This window comes from Novosphingobium sp. fls2-241-R2A-195, from assembly GCF_030209485.1.
GTDB classification, from domain to species: domain Bacteria; phylum Pseudomonadota; class Alphaproteobacteria; order Sphingomonadales; family Sphingomonadaceae; genus Novosphingobium; species Novosphingobium resinovorum.
In genome coordinates, this window is the sequence record NZ_JARVRY010000008.1 from 21,845 (window position 1) to 37,645 (window position 15,801).

Below are 15,801 nucleotides of genomic sequence, written 5' to 3' on the forward strand. Positions count from 1 at the left end.
CCCCGCTTCGGCGGGGTTTTTCAAAGCTGATGTCATATTACATCTTTAATCAACCAGCGCGTCGGCAATTTCTTTGCGGGTCGGGTCACGCAGTTTTATCAGACTCCGGTCATCCCATTCGACAAGACCGGATTGCGCGAAGGTGCTGAGCCACCCGTCCATCGGCCATGTTCCCCATTTATCGTGAAACGTGCGTGCGTTGCGCAAAATATCGTTGAAATGCTGCAGCGGAGGCTCGAAAACATCGTGATGCTGATGAAAGGCGCCGGGTCCGCCCATGAATAATAACGGCACGTGTGCCGTCTTCGCCCGAAATCCAAAATCGGTATCCTCAGCGCCGTAGCCGGTGAAAGCCTCATCGAACCCGCCAAGGCTGGTGTATCGCTCGCGGCTGATTCCAAATACGAGAGACCAGAAAAGACCCGCGTTCTCGATCCGGCGCAGCCCTGATGCGGGAAAACGGCGTGCCGGATGACCGGACGAGCGGGCAAGCAGGTCAGCCTCTTCCCAGTCCGATCTCGCGTCATCCCGCCCCAAGTAACGAACCTGCGCACAGACCAGTCCATCCTCGTTCGCCAGCACGTCAGTCATGGCCGCGATCAGGCCACGCATGGGAATGCAATCCACGTCGAGAAACAGCAAGGTGTCGCTCGTTGCCGCACGCGCCGCCGCATTGCGCGCTGCTGCAAGAGGAAGACCCTCGCAATCCAGCCGGTCGATCCGGCAAGGGAACGCGGTGTCCTCGACCCTGACCGGCACTGCGCTGCCCATATCAACTACGATGAGTTCGTGAGGCGGCACATAGCTGCGTCGCAACCCTTCGACAAGCTGAGCCAGGTGCCCGGCACGATTGCGTACGATCGTCAGCACGCTGGTACTCATGGCGTTCTGCGCCATACATCAAGCCGATATTGGTCGCAGCGCTCGGTAACGTCGATACGCACACGCTCCGCCAGGGCAATCTGCAACTTGCCCACCGCATCGTCCCCGCTTTGCGGATAATCGGTTTCGCCCAGCCAGTGGACCAGGATGATGGTTCCGCCAAGCAGCAAATGGTCCGCGAGCCACACAGCGGCCGCCTTGATATCCGCGTCGTCCCAGTAATAGACGACTTCCGATAGGACGACGAGATCGAAGGCGACCTCGGGCGTCCGCGCCGGGAACTGCATATTGGCAAACATCACATGGGGGTTAGAAGCACACCGCTTTCGCGCCGCGCGAAGCGCCGTGCCGCTGACATCGATTGCCAGCAGCGAACTAACTGCCGGAGCAAGAAGGCTGGTGAGCATTCCCCTGGCGCAGCCCACTTCAAGGGCCCGGCGATAGTTCCCACCGCTCAGCGCACGCACGGTATGATCGTGCTTGGCCTTTTCATACGCGCTCGTTTCTAAGTTCCATGGATCTTGCGTGCCCTGGAACATGCTTTCAAAATATTCCGGAGTCAGGCTGGAGGAATGCCCGCTCATTTGCGCCTCTCCACGAATAAGATGTCGCGCGCAGCCATGCGGTGCATGGCTTTAGGCAAACGAAAGCCGGGACCATGGGATGCGGTCAGTTGACTGCGATGAGCCTGCAGCGCGTACCGCCGCAGGCCAAGCGAGATGGCGCCGGAGCGGATCGCCCGGTATCGGCGCTGGTCGGGCCTGTCCGCCCAGACGCAATACTCGGCCACGACGATGCAACGCTTTGCCCTGCCCTTGACCACGTAGGCAAGTTCAGCCGCCGCGGCGTGGTCGCAATGGGGTTCATGCCGGGCGGTAACAGCGATTGCATCGACCCGAAGCCGCATGCAGAGCGATGTCAGGGTCAGGACCGAACGGTCGAATTTTGGACTGCCAGGATCAAGGGGAGCCGCGTCCTTCCACCCCAGGTGGAACGGGCGATACCGTCGGGTGCCCGTAAGCCGAGACAGCGCACAGGCCCCCTCGCGCCTTCGGGTCGCGATCAGCCGCCGCGCGCCCCCCGCCGCCGCTGCATGCGAGCCCGAACCGTCAGTGATATAGACCAGACCGGCGAAGCGCCCGGCCGCTGCCGCCTGCGCGATAAGAGCACCGGTCCCGAGCGTCTCATCGTCAGCATGCGGTGCCAGCACCAGCCAGCGAAGCGCCCGCCACGGACGGTCGGTCAGGCCGGTCGTCACCACAGCAGATCCCCGTTACCCCAAGCATCGTGATCAAGCCACGTCAACGCTGCCTGATCGCGGGCATAGTCGGGCCCGGCCTGACGCAGGTAAAGCGACAGGTCTCGGGTGATCTTGTCGATACGCTGGCCGTCCATGGCACTTCGCGTTCCAACGATTCGTGCGGCCAGCTCCATGACATCCAGCCCTGCGCGCTCAACAACGCCGCGCGTCAGGCGCGCGAAGGCGGGCCCATCTACGTCGTCACTCGCGGCGCGCATCGCGCACTCGCGGACCCATAGATAAGCGGTACGCGCGGCGACGACGCAATCGGCAAACTTGGCGCGTTGCAAGGGATCAGAACGAGCTGCGTCCGACATGGTCTGCCGGATCTCGGTCAGCAGCGCCTCGATGCCGCCAAGCTGCACGGCGGCGAAGCGCCAGGCTCCGGTCGTGAAGCGCGGCTCGCAATCGTAGTCGCCGGGACGGCCAAGCAAGTCGGCATCCTTTAATCGTAATCCCGTAAGGTCATATATCCCGCTATTGGTCGCTCGCATGCCGCGCACGCGCCAGCCGGAGAGGTCGGCACGATCCGCTTCGTCGCCTTCCACGACGACCATTCGCCGGCCTCCCTCGGGCAGCCTCGCGGTGATGATCGCATGCGCGAGCCCACCTGCGCCGCTCGCGAAGCTCTTTACCCCCTCCAGACTCATCTGATCGCCGTCTGCCAGTTCGATCGAGACACCCGGTGCCGGTTCCGTGGCCCAAACGCCATAGAAGTCTCCGGCATCGAGCACGCACTCAAGCTGCTGGTTCTGCTCCGGCGTTCCGTACCACTCGAACAGCAAGAGCGCGTTCACATGCCCTTCGAACAAACGCCCGACACTAAGGTCGGCCCGCCCGACGATGCGCAGGACATCCATAAGGGCGCGATATCGCTCCCGCGTATCCGCAAAGACCGTGCCGCCGCTCGTGACCGGCGCAAAGTGCCTAGGCAGCCCCGCAGCCGCGAGACAGCGCATGCTTTCCAGGGGAAAGACCGGCGCGGCATCATACCGCGCGCCGAGATCGGCCAGCCGATCGGCGATCGCTCGCGCACATCCAACCGGATCCGCGGCGATGCCGGGTGACGGGTTTAAGCTGTTCATCGCCCCGGTGCCGCCAGCGAAAGGGAACGCCAGGCGTGCTGGGCCAGCCACTGCGCCGCCTTTTCGGCAGCCATCGGATCGTGCAAACGTCGCCTGCCTTCGCCGGACATGGCCAGGACGTCATCGAGAATACGCCCCCAAAAACATGCAGAGGGCCATTCCGGCAGCACGATCGCGGCGCCCAGCGCCTTAAGGCCACGGCCATTGGCCTGCTGCTCAGCGAAGGGACGATCCTCTGGTATGCACACGAAAGGTCGGTCGGCCGCCATCACCGCACCGACCAAACCGTTACCGGCTGCACCGATTACCACTGCGGCGCGCGCGATTTCGGCCTCTGGTGACGCGACCCATCCCGCAAATTCCAGATTGCCAGGTGGCTGCGCGGGCACCGCTGCAGGGCCGATCACGCGCCATCGCCAGCCCGGCCACGCGCGGGCCGCCTTGGCAAGTTTGTCCCCATCACCTGTCGGTCCGCCCTGGCCGAAGACCACGAGGACAAGTTTTTCCAGCGGTGCTGCCTCCGCCGGTGCCTGAGCTATGCCTGGCAGGTAAAGCGTCTTTGCCCGTACCCATTCGGGCGTTGCATCGGCTTCGCAAGCAGGGTGGAACGGCGCCAACAACCCCGAGGCGCCGCGAAACGCCTCAAGGTGCGCTGGGTCGTCCCGGTTTCCGCTGAGCCGCACGCAGATCGTCGGTACCGATGCGAGGCGAGCCAGCATCGCCACTTCGGCAGAGACATCGATGACCATCATCGCAGGCCGCGCCTCGGCAATCCAGCCAGCGATGCGAGCGACGCGGCTGCGCACCCCTTCGTGATCGAGCGGTGCGTAATGCAGCGCATCGGGGCGTGAGGAGGCGCCATCAAAACCATCGAACAGTCCCGAAGCCGGCCGATCATCGGCAAGATCGATCCCGTCTTCGCCAAGGCCAGTGCCGAGCAGGACGATACGGCGTTCGCTGACGGCGGCGATAGCTTGCGCGCGCGCGCGGTGGCCTGCGCCATGATGGTGAACGTAATAGCCGATCGGGCGGTCGATCACTGTCCGATCTCCAGTTTCATGTCACGGCGCATGGGTGCAAGCAGCATTTCCTCCTGCGGTATGCGTGCATGTCCGTTTGGCTGCGACCGCAGCCTGCGGCGCCAGAGCGCTCGTTCGCGCCATTGCTCGTAGCTCGGTGCAGTCGGGGCATCCTGCGTGGCCGCCAGTTCGAAAAGTTCCTGCATGGCGCGGGCCATCCCGCCTTCGGCCCGCCCGTTACGGCGCGGGGAGACGAAGGTGTAGACATTCGCGGGATGGGCTAGACGGCCACCGTGGGTAACGGCAGCGGCGACGAGGGCGCGATCTTCTCCGGTCGATAGCAGCGGTACCCCGCCGCACTCGCGATAAAGCTGCGCGCGGATCGCCAATGATGCGCCAGTATGATCGCCATGACGTGGCGGCGGGTTCCATGATACCGGATCAAGCTCGTCTTCGATGGCCCGTACCGCATCCCAGTACCCGTCCCAGGCATTGCGCAAGCGCGCGATGTCAGGTGCCAAACTCTCGGCCTGATTGATCTCGATACGACCGCCAACCAGATCGGCACCGCGGTCAAAAGCCGCAGCGATGTTTTCGAGCCAGCAGGCGGGCGGACAGGCATCGGCATCGGTGCTGACCAGAATGCCCTGCACCGACCCTGCCAGAAGCGACAACCCAGTATCCATTGCCAGGCGGCGCGCAGATCCCGCATGGGCAAGGCCAGGTGGAAACGTCACGTCTTCGACATGGACATGCAAGCGCCCCTCAAATGTAGCGCGGGCCTCAGCGATGACAGTGCGGCTCGCGTCGATGGTATTGTTGAGCGCGACGACCACACGAATGACGGCTGGCCACGACTGCTCCGCAAGTGCCGCAAAAAGGGCCGGAAGGCGCTCTTCCTCGTCGCGAGCCGGAACGCACACGCAAAAGTCGCACGCCGCAGCCAGCGGATTTGTCGGGTCGCCGTCAAGCATGCAAGAGCGGGGCCTCGCAAAATTCGCTCTCAGCGTGCATCGCGATCCGGCGATTGTACAACTCTTCGTAGCTTTCGATCATTCGCCGGGCATCGCAGGTTTGTTCGGCACGTCTGCGACAATCGTAGCGGCTGAGCTGGATTGCTCCTCGCACCGCAGCCGCGAGCGATGCAACGTCATCGGGCGTTGCCAGTACGCCGCAGCTCTCGTCGAGAATTTCCGGGATTGCACCGCGGGCGAAGGCCGCGACCGGCACCCCGCATGAGAGTGCCTCGGCGACGACGAGACCGTATGGTTCGTCCCAGGTCGGAGTGCAAAGAAACGCCCTTGCACCGCCGACGAAACGCGCCAGCGCCAAGTGATCCAGATGCCCGACATGAACGACACGCTCGCCTAGATGCGGCTTGATCATGCCGTCGAAATACGCCTGATCCAGGATCGGCCCGGCGACGCGCAGACGCATTCCGATCGATCGCGCGGCTTCAATGGCGAAGTGCAGACCCTTTTCGGGGACAATCCGACCGTACCAGACCAGATAGGGTTCGGGATCAGGCTGCGGACTGAAACCGAATTTCTCAAGGTCGATCCCGTTCAGGATGACCTGATCGCTTGGAGCGACATGGCCCCACAGCCCGGCCACGGAGTGCGAGACAGCGACGAAAGTTTGATTGGCCGCCGAGCAGATACGCACGCCGCTCTCCAGCCAGCAGAACGGCGGCGTGTGGAATGTCGTCACCATCGGCATCGGTAAAGTGTCCGCCAGCGACACCGGCAGGTAATGCAGGGAATTGTTATGGATCACGTCGAAATCGCGATGCCGCAGGGTGTTCATCAGCGTGAGGTAGGCGTGATGCTCCTTGAAGAAGGCGACGTCGTGTGCCTCCGCCGTTCCGACCTTGTCCAGTGCCGTGGCGTCGCACACCGCCTCCAGCCCGAGCGCTGCGTCGGATCGGGACGAGGCGAAGACTGTTACATCGTGGCCGCGGTCCCGCAACGCCCGGGCAAGGAGATGCGTGTGCATCTCCAGTCCGCCGGCAAACGGCTCGGCAATCGGATACTTGAGATGTGAAATGATGCCGATACGCAAGGAGCGCGAGTTGCTGGACGAAACGGGAAGCGGCATGATGCCGCCTCCTGGGTATCGTGCCTGGTCCCCGGCCTCGTACAGCGCGGGATCAGGCTGCGGGCCGTGCATCCAGGTCTACCTCCAATTCGCGGGGCCAGTATCGCAATGCGCGGCACGCCTCGACGAAGCCGGCTGTATCCTTGGCTGTGGCAAGCGGCATGCAGCCTTCGTCGAGATCTTCGGTGATCCCGGCTTTGGCGAAGATGGCTTGCGCCTCGTCGCTGAAGCCGATGAACTTGCAATGGGCGAACGCATCGGTGACGAAGTCCTTCGCGGCGGCATCGCCCGCAAGAAGGGCCGCGCCGTCTTCCGACACCACGACCGCCACGGCATCGAAAAGGACCGATGGTCCGCCATCGATCTTCTGCTTCGCCGCAACGGTCGTACCATCTGACAGCGTCACACCGGCGATCTTGGGAGCGATGACCTCATAGACCGCCTTTTCCTTGTCCACCGCCTTCACCAGCGCCTTGAACAGGGCGGCATCGGCGCCGTCACTCAGAAGAATGCCGAGCTTGCGCCCCTTGAAGGTGTCAGGACCGTTCTTGAGAATGCTCAGCTTGTCCGACGGCGGCAGGTCCACGAGCGGCTCACGCGCTGCTACCGCAGCATCCGGCAAGGGCAGGCCGAGACCGTCCGCGACGGTTTGCGCCAGACCGCCATCGATGTTCAGCAAATGCGAAACCGTGCGCGAGCGGATGTCAGGGCGTTCCACCTTCGACAATTCGAAGACCAGCGCGTCGCCGATGTGCTTCTGTTCGATTGGCGTCTGCGACACGAAGAACTGACGCGCCTGACTGTAATGGTCGGCGAAAGTTTCCGAACGTACCCGCTGCTTGGGCCCTTCCGCCTCCTGCACAAAGCTGGTGAACCCGCGTACCGGGTCTTCGCGCGGGCCGCCATGGGTCGGGCCCCAACTGTTTGGTTCGTAGTTCGCCCGGCCCTTTCGGTTATGCATCGCCATATGCCCGTCCTGCTGGAAATGGTGCATCGGGCACTTGGGCGCGTTTATGGGGATATGCGTGAAGTTTGGCCCGCCAAGCCGCTTGATCTGCGTATCGAGGTACGAGAAATTGCGCCCCTGGAGCAGCGGATCGTTTGAGAAATCGATGCCCGGCGGCACATTTTGCGTACAGAAGGCGACCTGCTCCGTCTCCGCGAAGAAGTTGTCGACCACACGGTCCAGCACGAGACGGCCGACCACTCGGACCGGCACCAGTTCCTCGGGTATCAGCTTGGTCGCGTCGAGAACGTCGAAGTCGAAGCTGTCGGCGAAAGCATCGTCGAACAGCTGGACGCCTAGTTCCCATTCGGGGAAATCGCCCGAATTGATGGCGTCCCACAAGTCGCGGCGATGAAAATCGGGATCGGCGCCGTTGATCTTTACCGCTTCGTTCCACACTACCGACTGCAAACCCTGCTTGGGCTTCCAGTGGAACTTCACGAACGTCGATTTGCCTTCGGCGTCGATGAGGCGGAACGTGTGAACGCCAAAGCCCTCCATCGTGCGGAAAGAGCGCGGGATCGCGCGGTCCGACATGGCCCACATGATCATGTGGAAGCTCTCGGGCGTCAGCGAGATGAAGTCCCAGAAATTGTCGTGCGCCGTCTGCGCTTGGGGAAATGCCCGGTCCGGTTCGGGTTTGGCGGCGTGGATGAGGTCGGGAAACTTCATCGCGTCCTGAATGAAGAAAACGGGGATGTTGTTGCCAACCAGATCCCAGTTGCCCTCCTGTGTGTAGAGCTTGACCGCGAACCCCCGCACATCGCGCGCGAGATCGACCGAGCCTTTCGACCCCGCCACGGTCGAAAAACGCACGAAAGCCGGCGTCCGCTCGCCGACGCGCTGGAAAATGTCGGCGCGGCTGACGTCGGAAAGGCTGTCGGTAAGCTCGAAGTATCCGTGCGCCGCATAGCCGCGCGCATGGACGACGCGCTCGGGAATGCGTTCGTGGTCGAAGTGAAACATCTTCTCGCGGAAGTGAAAGTCTTCCAGCAGCGTGGGCCCCCGCGCGCCCTGCTTGAGACTGTTCTGGTCATCGGCGACAGGAATGCCCTGTTGCGTGGTCATCGTCGGCACCTCGCCGCCTGCGACCTGCCGGGTCTCTCCGCCAGCGCCCTGCGGCTCGCTGTACGCAAATGCGATGTCCGCATCCGCCGAAACGGGGTCCGCTTTTTGGGGTGACTCCCCGCCGATATCCACCCCGGCCAGGTCGGCTGCCGTCACCGGCTCGGGAGACTTGGACTGCGTCTTGCTGGGGGTCTTGGCCATGGTCGTTCCTCGGGGATTGATCTGGCCATCCAACCCGGAACGTCACCGGCAGTTGCTTCCGAAAATCGTAAATTAATCTGCGTCAAGACGATTTATCGCAGATGCGCGCAACACTTCCCTCCCAGCAGCAGTTCAGCAGATCATGCGCGTGTGCGCCGGACCACACCATCAGCATTGAAAAGGCATCGATGTTTACTGATCGCTTTCTCAGATATAAGCGCGGAGCAAGTCTCAGCGCCAACGAACGCATTTGCCTCGAAGGGGCGATAAAGGAAGTGAGGACGCTGGAGGCGCGCCAGATCATCATCCGCGCGGGAACCGCGCTGCACGAAAGCACTCTGCTGGTTGACGGTTTTCTGTCACGGTACATCGACGATCGCAACGGACTACGTCAGCTGGTAGCAATCCATGTGCCCGGCGACTTTGTCGATCTGCACGCCTACCCGCTCCAGACACTCGACCATGACGTGGCAACGATGACTGCCGCCACAGTGGCGATCGTACGCCATGAACAGCTCGATGCAATCATAGAGGAGCAGCCGCAACTGGGCCGCAAACTGTGGTTCTCCACGCTCATCGATGCTGCGATCCACCGCGCTTGGCTGTTCCGCCTCGGGCGCATGGATGCGATGGGAAGGGTCGCGCATTTCCTGTGCGAGACCAACGCTCGGCTGTTTTCGGCCGGGCTGAGCGATGGCCGCCGGTTTGCCCTGCCGCTGACCCAGAGCGATATCGCCGAAATATGCGGCCTGACCAACGTCCATGTGAACAGGGTCATGCGGCAGCTGCGCGAGGAGAATGTCTGCATCTTCCGCTCTTCGCTCGTCGAAATCCTGGACGCCAAGCGCCTTGTCGCGCGTGGCCAGTTTGATCCTGACTATCTCTACCTAGAAGATCCCGACCCCGTCCTGCCCTCTCAGCTAGAGCACCCGTCATGACGATACAGCCGAACCCGCCCCAGCCGAGAGACGATCCCGGCGTTGCAAGTGCCGAGAACGGGGTCGTCATTCTGGACGGCCCCAACGGCATGGCCGTCACGATGACGGTCAATGCTGCAGTAAAAACCGGCCAAAGCCTTATTGCGGCGGCTCGCTTGGCCGAAGAGCAAGCTTCACGCCGCGACAGCTAGGAATTTCGAAGTCTGTGTTCCGGCCACTTTGACTTCGTTTGTTAGCACGCGAAAACTGACAAGCTGCACCGGGCCGAAGGCCGTGGTCAGAGCCGTATCCGCGGCATCGCGGCCACATGCCATAAGGATCCGTCCGACCCTTGGGACCCGATGACGCGCGTCGAAGCTGTGCCATTCTCCGCCCAGATAAGCTTCGAACCACGCATGAAAATCCATTGGAATGTCGACCGGCTCTATACCGATATCACCCAGATAGCCGCTGCAATAGCGTGCCGGAATGTTCATGCACCGGCATAGAGCAACGGCCAGATGGGCGAAGTCACGGCATACGCCGACGCGCTCGTTGTAGGCTTCGTACGCCGTTCGCGTAGCGCGGGCGTGCTCGTAGCCGTACGTCAGGTGGCGATGAACAAAATCGACGATGGCCCTTACCCGCTGCCACCCCGCGGGTATGTGTCCGAACAATTCCCAGGCGATATTGGAGAGATGGTCTGTCTCGCAATACCGGCTTCCCAATAGATACTGGAGCACTTCGTGCGGCAGATCGGCCACCTCATGCTGCACAGCATCAGGACGCTGGATGTCGGCCAACCCAGAGTCGTGCATCAGAAAGTTGCAGGAAATCGTGGTGGTCCCATTCGCCAGAGTGAGGCGCGTGCAAAAATTTCCGAAAGCATCATGGTAATGTTGCATCGGAATTGGGCCTCTCCATGATCTACGGATTCGCGCGGCAATCAGGGGGACAAGTGCGCGCCTACAGCGAGGTCGGTATGGGGACCACCATGTGTCTGTATCTGCCAAGACACTACGGCAACGTCGATGCCGCAGAGCCGCTCGAAGTGGCATGCGCGATCCCCGAGACAGGCAAGCGGACCGTTCTGGTCGTGGATGATGAGCCGACCATCCGCATGCTCGTTTGTGAGCTACTTGAGGAAATGGGCCACGTGACGCTCGAGGCGGATGATGGACCTACGGCGGTGACGTTGCTCGATTCAAACGCAGCGATCGACCTGCTTATCACGGATGTCGGCTTGCCAGGGGGGCTGAACGGCCGTCAGGTCGCTGACGCGGCAAGGGTCACCCGTCCAGATCTCAAGGTGATTTTCATCACCGGCTTTGCAGAGAACGCCGTCGTGGCCAACGGCCAGTTGGAGCCTTGCATGAGGCTGGTCACGAAGCCCTTCGCGCTGGATGTACTCTTGGCCCAGATTGCTGACCTGCCTACCGGTGACGAATAGAATCGCTGAGCTCTCTATTGCCGCTGACTTGGGCATGCCGATATCGGGGACGGAATGCACGACATCCCCTGGTCTTGCGAACCGCACGCACTTCAACCGCGAGACCGAGCCCTCCAAAGTAGGAAGGTCTGAGATCAGCAAATCAGGTGGGTGCGATACGCCATGCTTTCGAGATTGCCCTGTCTAGGCGGATCACGGCCTCATCGCCTGGAGCCGGTCGCATAGTTCGCAGCCATTAACAGGGATCAAACCGTTTCGGGGGAGCCGATCCCATGTCCTGCGCATTTTGCGGAAATGACCCGATCTGTCGCGTTCGTCGGTGCCGGCCCGACCACCATCTACACGCTGCATGCCTTGCTGCAACAGGAGTCGCCGCCATTCGAACTCACTTTGTTTGAAAAGCAGGCGAGCGTTGGACGGGGCACCCCGTATCGGCCCGGCTGGAACGATCCGGCTATGCTGTCCAACATCGCCAGCGTTGAGATTCCGCCGCTGGAGGAGACACTGGTCGACTGGCTCCACCGGCAGAGCGACGATCGGCTTTCAGAACTGCGCATAGATCGCGAGCAGATCGATGATCGCGCGTTCTACCCGCGCGTGCTGCTCGGCGAGTACTTCTACGATCAGCTTCAGGCGATGCTCGAGCGGGCCACGTGCGCCGGTGTGAAGGTGAACGTGCGTACGCGGTGCGAAGTCATCGATGCGACGAGCGGAAACGATGGAATGACCCTGGTCGTGCGGCCGGAGCGGGGAGGTGTTTTCGAGACCCTCTTCGACCATGTCGTGCTTGCAACCGGTCATCAATGGCCAGCCCAACCGGAAGTGCGGCCGGGTTACTTCCTCAGCCCTTGGCCTGCTTCCGAGATCGAGAAAATTCGCGCCTGCCGGATCGGCATTCGCGGTTCGTCGCTGACCGCGATCGATGCTGCGGTGGCGCTGGCGGTAAGCCATGGCGCGTTCGTTGATGATGGGCAGGGTGGGCTCATCTACGCGCCCCGCGTCGGCACCGGCGACTTCCATATGACCATGCTCTCGCGCAAGGGGCTGCTTCCCGAAGCGGACTTCTATTTTCCCATTCCCTATGAGCCGCTCGCCATCTGCAACGACGAAGCCATCGAAGCCCTTATTGCCGGGCAGATGGACGACCTTCTCGATCGAGCTTTTGGGCTATTCAAGCAGGAGCTGGCCGCAGCCGATGGCGCTTATGCAGAGCGGGTAGGGCTCGACCGGCTCGATATGGAAGAATTCTGCGACGGCTACTTTGCCGAGCGTATGGCGACTGACCCATTTGTGTGGGCTGATCGGAACCTGGCACAAGCGCAGGCGGATTACCAGGCACGCCGCACCGTGGCGTGGCGCTACGCGATCTTGCGCATGCACGAAGTCATCCAAAGCCTCATACCGCATCTCGATGATGCGGATTTCCAACGCTTCTCTCGCTTCTTCAAACCCGTGTTCGTCGACGATTACGCTACGGTTCCGCACGAATCGATCAAGCGCATGCTGGCGCTTCACAAAGCGGGCAAGCTCGACGTCTTGCGAGTGGGCGAGAACTACCGGATCGACAGTCACCGGGCGGAAAGCGGCGCTGTCCTGCACCTCGACGGTAAGGCGGTCCATTTCCCCGTTTTCATCGAGGCTACCGGCCAGCGTGCTCTGACAGCCAAGGACTTCCCGTTCGCATCGCTGCGCGATCAGGGCATCGTGCGCGACGTGGCCGCCGAGCCGATACGCGGTCCTGCGCGGGGCATCGTCATCGACGACGAGTTTCATCCCATATCGCCCGACCTCCCGGCCGACCAGCTCTTCTGTCTGAGCCTGCCTTTCATCATGGGCAGGCATCCCTTCATCCAGGGGATCACCAGCTCCTGCGAGATGGGCCGGGTCGTGGGCGCGGAACTGGCCGCCGCCCTTGTCCGGGAAAGCGCGGTTGCGGGCGAACCAGCCAGCCATGCCAAGGGCATGGCCCTGTCATGAAGTTGTTCGCAATCTACATCGGCGGCGAATTTCCGGGCGCCAACATCGAAGTCCACGACGTGCGGTTCGTAGTCGCCGACGTGATCGAGGAGACCTACGCAGCTTTGCGCCGGGACTGGTGGGGCGTGCCCCGAAGTCTGCACATCGATTGCTGGGCACAGATAACCCATGCCGATGGCCATGACGTTTCGCTGCGCTCCGAGCCGTTCACCGGGCCCGAGAAACTCTATTTCGTCAATCTCGGCGGCTACGAGCCTGGGGAGTTCGCGGAACGACACCGCAATGTCTTCGTCGTGGCTGAAAGCGAGGGCAAGGCCAAATCGCGCGCGATGAAGTCGGTCAGGCACTGGGCCGATCCGCACAAGGACGACCTGTATGAAGCGGAACAAGCTTTCTGCCTGACCGACCAGCCGGTCGGCGATCGACTTTACGTGCATTTGACGCCGGCTTCTCCCGGCATCGAACCCACCTTTATCTGCCAGTATATACCCATCCGGAAAAGCAGTTGAGCAATTCGATCCTGCAGCGGAAACCCGGCAGGGTACGCACAAGGCTTGCGACTTCGTTCTATGGCTGACAGGCTGCCAACCGCGCGGGACCATCCCGTCACGCCGGACGGCCGCTACTTCGTGGTTCGCGGCCGGCTATGGCGGATGTCCGATCCCCGCCTTCCCGAAGACCGCCGAGCACATCTGGTGACAGAACTGATGAAGGCCCGCCGTGCGATAGCGGCGGCGCGGCGGTCAAAAGACACCGTTGCCGAAGACGAGGCGCGCGCGGCAGTCGATCGGGCCAAGCAGGCTTTGGGAGAACGGGGACAGGTCTGGTGGGATGACGGAGCGCCGGACCTCAATCGCCATATGGCGAGGACTACCCCTTACGCTGCCTGGTACGCCGCCAAAACGACATGACCGTATCAGCTCAAAATCAATCTGCATCAATGCGATTTTGACCCGTAACCTCATCCGATCGCATGCTTTCAAGCGTTGAGTGGCAGCAAAGACCCAAACACCCGATGCGGTCTGCAATATAGGGAGGACTGGACACTGACCGACATCGCAGAGTGGCTGGCTCCGATCGCAACGATGATTGCGGCCATGATGACCGCCATCAACCTGGGCGCCCGTGTGACGGGATGGGGCTTCGTGGTCTTTACCATCGGTTCGGTTGCCTGGACGATCGTCGGGCTTGGCTCAGGACAAGTCAGCCTGATCGCAGCCAACGGATTTCTGACGTTCGTTAATCTCGTCGGCATATGGCGCTGGCTGGGAAGGCAAAGCGCGTATGAAGATGGTGGGCGATCCGCCAAGGCGGCCAGTCGCGGGGCACCTTCTCCCACCTTGTTCACTGCTACCGGAATTGCGGGCATGCCCGTGCTGGACGGCGACGGCACACCTATCGGCAAAGCCGTCGAGGCGCTCATGGAATGCAGGTCCGGCGCGGTGAGCTATGTAGTCGTGGCGACCGCCGTGGCCGCCGGGATCGCCGAAGAGCTGCGGCCGGTTCCGCGCGGCGCCGTCGTGTTCGAGTGCGACCAGCTGGTGCTGCTGATGCCTCGCCGTGCGTTCGAGTCTATCGCGCCGATAACTCCCGATAGCTGGCCAACCTCTATTTAGTCTGGGCCTGCGGCGCGGGAAACTTGCTGTCCGTTGTCAGCGTTAGATACTTAAAATCTCACAGGAACACGCGCCATGACCCATCCCATCCGTTTTTCTCCTTCGGTCGAGCAAGTGAAGCAGGATGAGGCAGAAACTATACGGGGGCTCAAAGAACAATTCGATTCCATCCAGCAAACGACCGCTCAGGATTACAAGACAGGTTTCCGGGCCGTTCATGCCAAGGCACATGGCATTGCCATCGGCCGCTTGACAGTGAACACCGGGCTTCCCCCGGAACTCGCCCAGGGAATTTTTTCGCAACCTGCCAGCTTCGACGCTGTCATCCGCATCTCCACCAATGCAGGCGATGTACTCGACGATGCGATTGCCCTTCCGCGCGGGCTGGCGCTCAAGATCATGGATGTTCCCGGTGATCGGTTGCCTGGATCCGAAGGCGAAACCTCGCAGGATTTCATCATGGTCAACGGACCCGTCTTCACCGCTCCCGATGCCGCTGCGTTCCTCAAAAACTTGAAACTGCTGGCTAAAACCACGGATGTCGCAGAAGGCGGCAAGAAAGTGCTCTCCTCAGTGCTGCAGGGCGTCAACGCCGCGCTGTCCGCCGTGGGCTACGAATCGCCGACGATCCAGCAGATGGGAGGCGCCCCGCAGGTCCACCCTCTGGGCGAGACCTACTATACCCAGACCCCGTATCGGTTCGGCAACTACATCGCGAAGTTCAGCCTCGTGCCGGTGGCCCCTTCGCTGACCTCGCTGACGGGCGTGAAGATCGACGTGACCGACCGCCCCGATGCACTGCGAGAGGACGTCAGCCGCGCTCTGATCGAGCATGGTGGCGAATGGGAACTGCGTGTCCAGCTCAACACCGATCTCGATAAGATGCCCGTCGAGGATTCGACCGTCGAATGGAGCGAAGACGAAAGCCCGTTCCTGACGGTGGCCACGCTCGAGATCGAACCGCAGATCAGCTGGCAGCACGGGACGAGCGACCGGCAGGACGATGCGCTGAGCTTCAACATCTGGCGGGGGGTCACCGCGCACCAGCCGCTGGGCAACATCAACCGCGCTCGCAACGAAACCTACCGTCGCTCGGCCGCCTTTCGCGGCCGGGTCAACGGCTGTCCTATCCACGACCCCCGCACGCCACAGGACATTGCGGCAGAGTAAGTGGTAGATCGGC

General features: G+C 61.9%; 16 protein-coding genes and 1 pseudogene. 8 read left to right on the forward strand and 9 right to left on the reverse strand.

What is annotated here, in order from left to right:
* Positions 1-45: 45 nt before the first annotated feature.
* The 8 genes from QRN25_RS08510 to katE are packed head-to-tail and all read right to left on the reverse strand — an operon-like array spanning position 46 to position 8,658.
* Positions 46-897: a glycosyltransferase family 2 protein gene (locus tag QRN25_RS08510; protein ID WP_285018695.1), complete on the reverse strand. Its 852-nt coding sequence runs from the start codon at positions 895-897 to the stop codon at positions 46-48.
* Entirely contained in the window at positions 879-1,466 is a 588-nt protein-coding gene (locus QRN25_RS08515; protein ID WP_285018697.1) for a class I SAM-dependent DNA methyltransferase, read from the reverse strand. The genes QRN25_RS08510 and QRN25_RS08515 overlap by 19 nt, the downstream gene beginning before the upstream one ends.
* Positions 1,463-2,140: a PIG-L deacetylase family protein gene (locus tag QRN25_RS08520; RefSeq protein WP_285018700.1), complete on the reverse strand. Its 678-nt coding sequence runs from the start codon at positions 2,138-2,140 to the stop codon at positions 1,463-1,465. The genes QRN25_RS08515 and QRN25_RS08520 overlap by 4 nt, the downstream gene beginning before the upstream one ends.
* A complete protein-coding gene (locus tag QRN25_RS08525) occupies positions 2,137-3,267 on the reverse strand; it encodes an acyl-CoA dehydrogenase family protein (protein ID WP_285018702.1) in 1,131 nt (376 codons plus the stop codon). Before QRN25_RS08525 ends, QRN25_RS08520 begins: the two co-directional genes overlap by 4 nt.
* Positions 3,264-4,307, reverse strand: a complete 1,044-nt coding sequence (locus QRN25_RS08530; protein WP_285018704.1) for a glycosyltransferase — start codon at positions 4,305-4,307, stop codon at positions 3,264-3,266. The genes QRN25_RS08525 and QRN25_RS08530 overlap by 4 nt, the downstream gene beginning before the upstream one ends.
* Positions 4,304-5,260, reverse strand: a complete 957-nt coding sequence (locus tag QRN25_RS08535) for a glycosyltransferase family 2 protein (RefSeq protein ID WP_285018707.1) — start codon at positions 5,258-5,260, stop codon at positions 4,304-4,306. Before QRN25_RS08535 ends, QRN25_RS08530 begins: the two co-directional genes overlap by 4 nt.
* Complete coding sequence (locus tag QRN25_RS08540; RefSeq protein WP_285018708.1) at positions 5,253-6,383, reverse strand: glycosyltransferase family 4 protein; 1,131 nt, start codon at positions 6,381-6,383, stop codon at positions 5,253-5,255. The genes QRN25_RS08535 and QRN25_RS08540 overlap by 8 nt, the downstream gene beginning before the upstream one ends.
* Before the next feature lie 52 nt (positions 6,384-6,435).
* Positions 6,436-8,658, reverse strand: a complete 2,223-nt coding sequence (katE, locus tag QRN25_RS08545) for a catalase (protein ID WP_285018711.1) — start codon at positions 8,656-8,658, stop codon at positions 6,436-6,438.
* A gap of 188 nt (positions 8,659-8,846) precedes the next feature.
* Here katE and QRN25_RS08550 point away from each other — a divergent pair, with 188 nt between their 5' ends.
* Both QRN25_RS08550 and QRN25_RS08555 read left to right on the forward strand, forming a co-directional pair.
* Positions 8,847-9,596, forward strand: coding sequence for a Crp/Fnr family transcriptional regulator (locus QRN25_RS08550; protein ID WP_285018872.1), 750 nt, complete (start codon positions 8,847-8,849; stop codon positions 9,594-9,596).
* Positions 9,593-9,787, forward strand: coding sequence for a hypothetical protein (locus QRN25_RS08555; protein ID WP_285018714.1), 195 nt, complete (start codon positions 9,593-9,595; stop codon positions 9,785-9,787). Before QRN25_RS08550 ends, QRN25_RS08555 begins: the two co-directional genes overlap by 4 nt.
* Here the strand turns inward: QRN25_RS08555 and QRN25_RS08560 are convergent.
* The gene (locus QRN25_RS08560) at positions 9,770-10,480 is read right to left on the reverse strand and encodes a transglutaminase-like domain-containing protein (RefSeq protein ID WP_285018717.1); all 711 of its coding nucleotides are present in this window, start codon (positions 10,478-10,480) and stop codon (positions 9,770-9,772) included. The genes QRN25_RS08555 and QRN25_RS08560 overlap by 18 nt on opposite strands.
* Before the next feature lie 5 nt (positions 10,481-10,485).
* Between QRN25_RS08560 and QRN25_RS08565 the strand changes: the two are divergent.
* The 6 genes and pseudogenes from QRN25_RS08565 to QRN25_RS08590 all read left to right on the forward strand — a co-directional run.
* Positions 10,486-11,025: pseudogene (locus tag QRN25_RS08565) on the forward strand (response regulator); the annotation flags it as partial.
* A 294-nt stretch (positions 11,026-11,319) separates the two neighbouring features.
* Positions 11,320-13,002, forward strand: coding sequence for an FAD/NAD(P)-binding protein (locus tag QRN25_RS08570; protein ID WP_285018719.1), 1,683 nt, complete (start codon positions 11,320-11,322; stop codon positions 13,000-13,002).
* On the forward strand, positions 12,999-13,511 hold the full coding sequence (locus QRN25_RS08575; RefSeq protein WP_285018721.1) for a DUF1543 domain-containing protein: 513 nt from the start codon (positions 12,999-13,001) through the stop codon (positions 13,509-13,511). The genes QRN25_RS08570 and QRN25_RS08575 overlap by 4 nt, the downstream gene beginning before the upstream one ends.
* A 60-nt stretch (positions 13,512-13,571) precedes the next feature.
* Positions 13,572-13,913 carry a hypothetical protein gene (locus QRN25_RS08580; RefSeq protein WP_285018724.1) on the forward strand — a complete coding sequence of 114 codons (342 nt, stop codon included), beginning with the start codon at positions 13,572-13,574 and terminating at the stop codon, positions 13,911-13,913.
* A gap of 186 nt (positions 13,914-14,099) precedes the next feature.
* Positions 14,100-14,618, forward strand: a complete 519-nt coding sequence (locus tag QRN25_RS08585; protein ID WP_502910441.1) for a PRC-barrel domain containing protein — start codon at positions 14,100-14,102, stop codon at positions 14,616-14,618.
* A 75-nt stretch (positions 14,619-14,693) separates the two neighbouring features.
* On the forward strand, positions 14,694-15,788 hold the full coding sequence (locus QRN25_RS08590; RefSeq protein WP_285018726.1) for a catalase family protein: 1,095 nt from the start codon (positions 14,694-14,696) through the stop codon (positions 15,786-15,788).
* Positions 15,789-15,801 lie beyond the last annotated feature (13 nt).

What these genes read in the sequence shown, in the direction of transcription:
- QRN25_RS08510 (WP_285018695.1), bottom strand. Translation starts at nt 897, where the DNA reads ATGGCGCAGAACGCCATGAGTACCAGCGTGCTGACGATCGTACGCAAT.
- QRN25_RS08515 (WP_285018697.1), bottom strand. Translation starts at nt 1,466, where the DNA reads ATGAGCGGGCATTCCTCCAGCCTGACTCCGGAATATTTTGAAAGCATG.
- QRN25_RS08525 (WP_285018702.1), bottom strand. Translation starts at nt 3,267, where the DNA reads ATGAACAGCTTAAACCCGTCACCCGGCATCGCCGCGGATCCGGTTGGA.
- QRN25_RS08535 (WP_285018707.1), bottom strand. Translation starts at nt 5,260, where the DNA reads ATGCTTGACGGCGACCCGACAAATCCGCTGGCTGCGGCGTGCGACTTT.
- QRN25_RS08540 (WP_285018708.1), bottom strand. Translation starts at nt 6,383, where the DNA reads ATGCCGCTTCCCGTTTCGTCCAGCAACTCGCGCTCCTTGCGTATCGGC.
- katE (WP_285018711.1), bottom strand. Translation starts at nt 8,658, where the DNA reads ATGGCCAAGACCCCCAGCAAGACGCAGTCCAAGTCTCCCGAGCCGGTG.
- QRN25_RS08550 (WP_285018872.1), top strand. Translation starts at nt 8,847, where the DNA reads ATGTTTACTGATCGCTTTCTCAGATATAAGCGCGGAGCAAGTCTCAGC.
- QRN25_RS08555 (WP_285018714.1), top strand. Translation starts at nt 9,593, where the DNA reads ATGACGATACAGCCGAACCCGCCCCAGCCGAGAGACGATCCCGGCGTT.
- QRN25_RS08560 (WP_285018717.1), bottom strand. Translation starts at nt 10,480, where the DNA reads ATGCAACATTACCATGATGCTTTCGGAAATTTTTGCACGCGCCTCACT.
- QRN25_RS08570 (WP_285018719.1), top strand. Translation starts at nt 11,320, where the DNA reads ATGACCCGATCTGTCGCGTTCGTCGGTGCCGGCCCGACCACCATCTAC.
- QRN25_RS08575 (WP_285018721.1), top strand. Translation starts at nt 12,999, where the DNA reads ATGAAGTTGTTCGCAATCTACATCGGCGGCGAATTTCCGGGCGCCAAC.
- QRN25_RS08580 (WP_285018724.1), top strand. Translation starts at nt 13,572, where the DNA reads ATGGCTGACAGGCTGCCAACCGCGCGGGACCATCCCGTCACGCCGGAC.
- QRN25_RS08585 (WP_502910441.1), top strand. Translation starts at nt 14,100, where the DNA reads ATGATGACCGCCATCAACCTGGGCGCCCGTGTGACGGGATGGGGCTTC.
- QRN25_RS08590 (WP_285018726.1), top strand. Translation starts at nt 14,694, where the DNA reads ATGACCCATCCCATCCGTTTTTCTCCTTCGGTCGAGCAAGTGAAGCAG.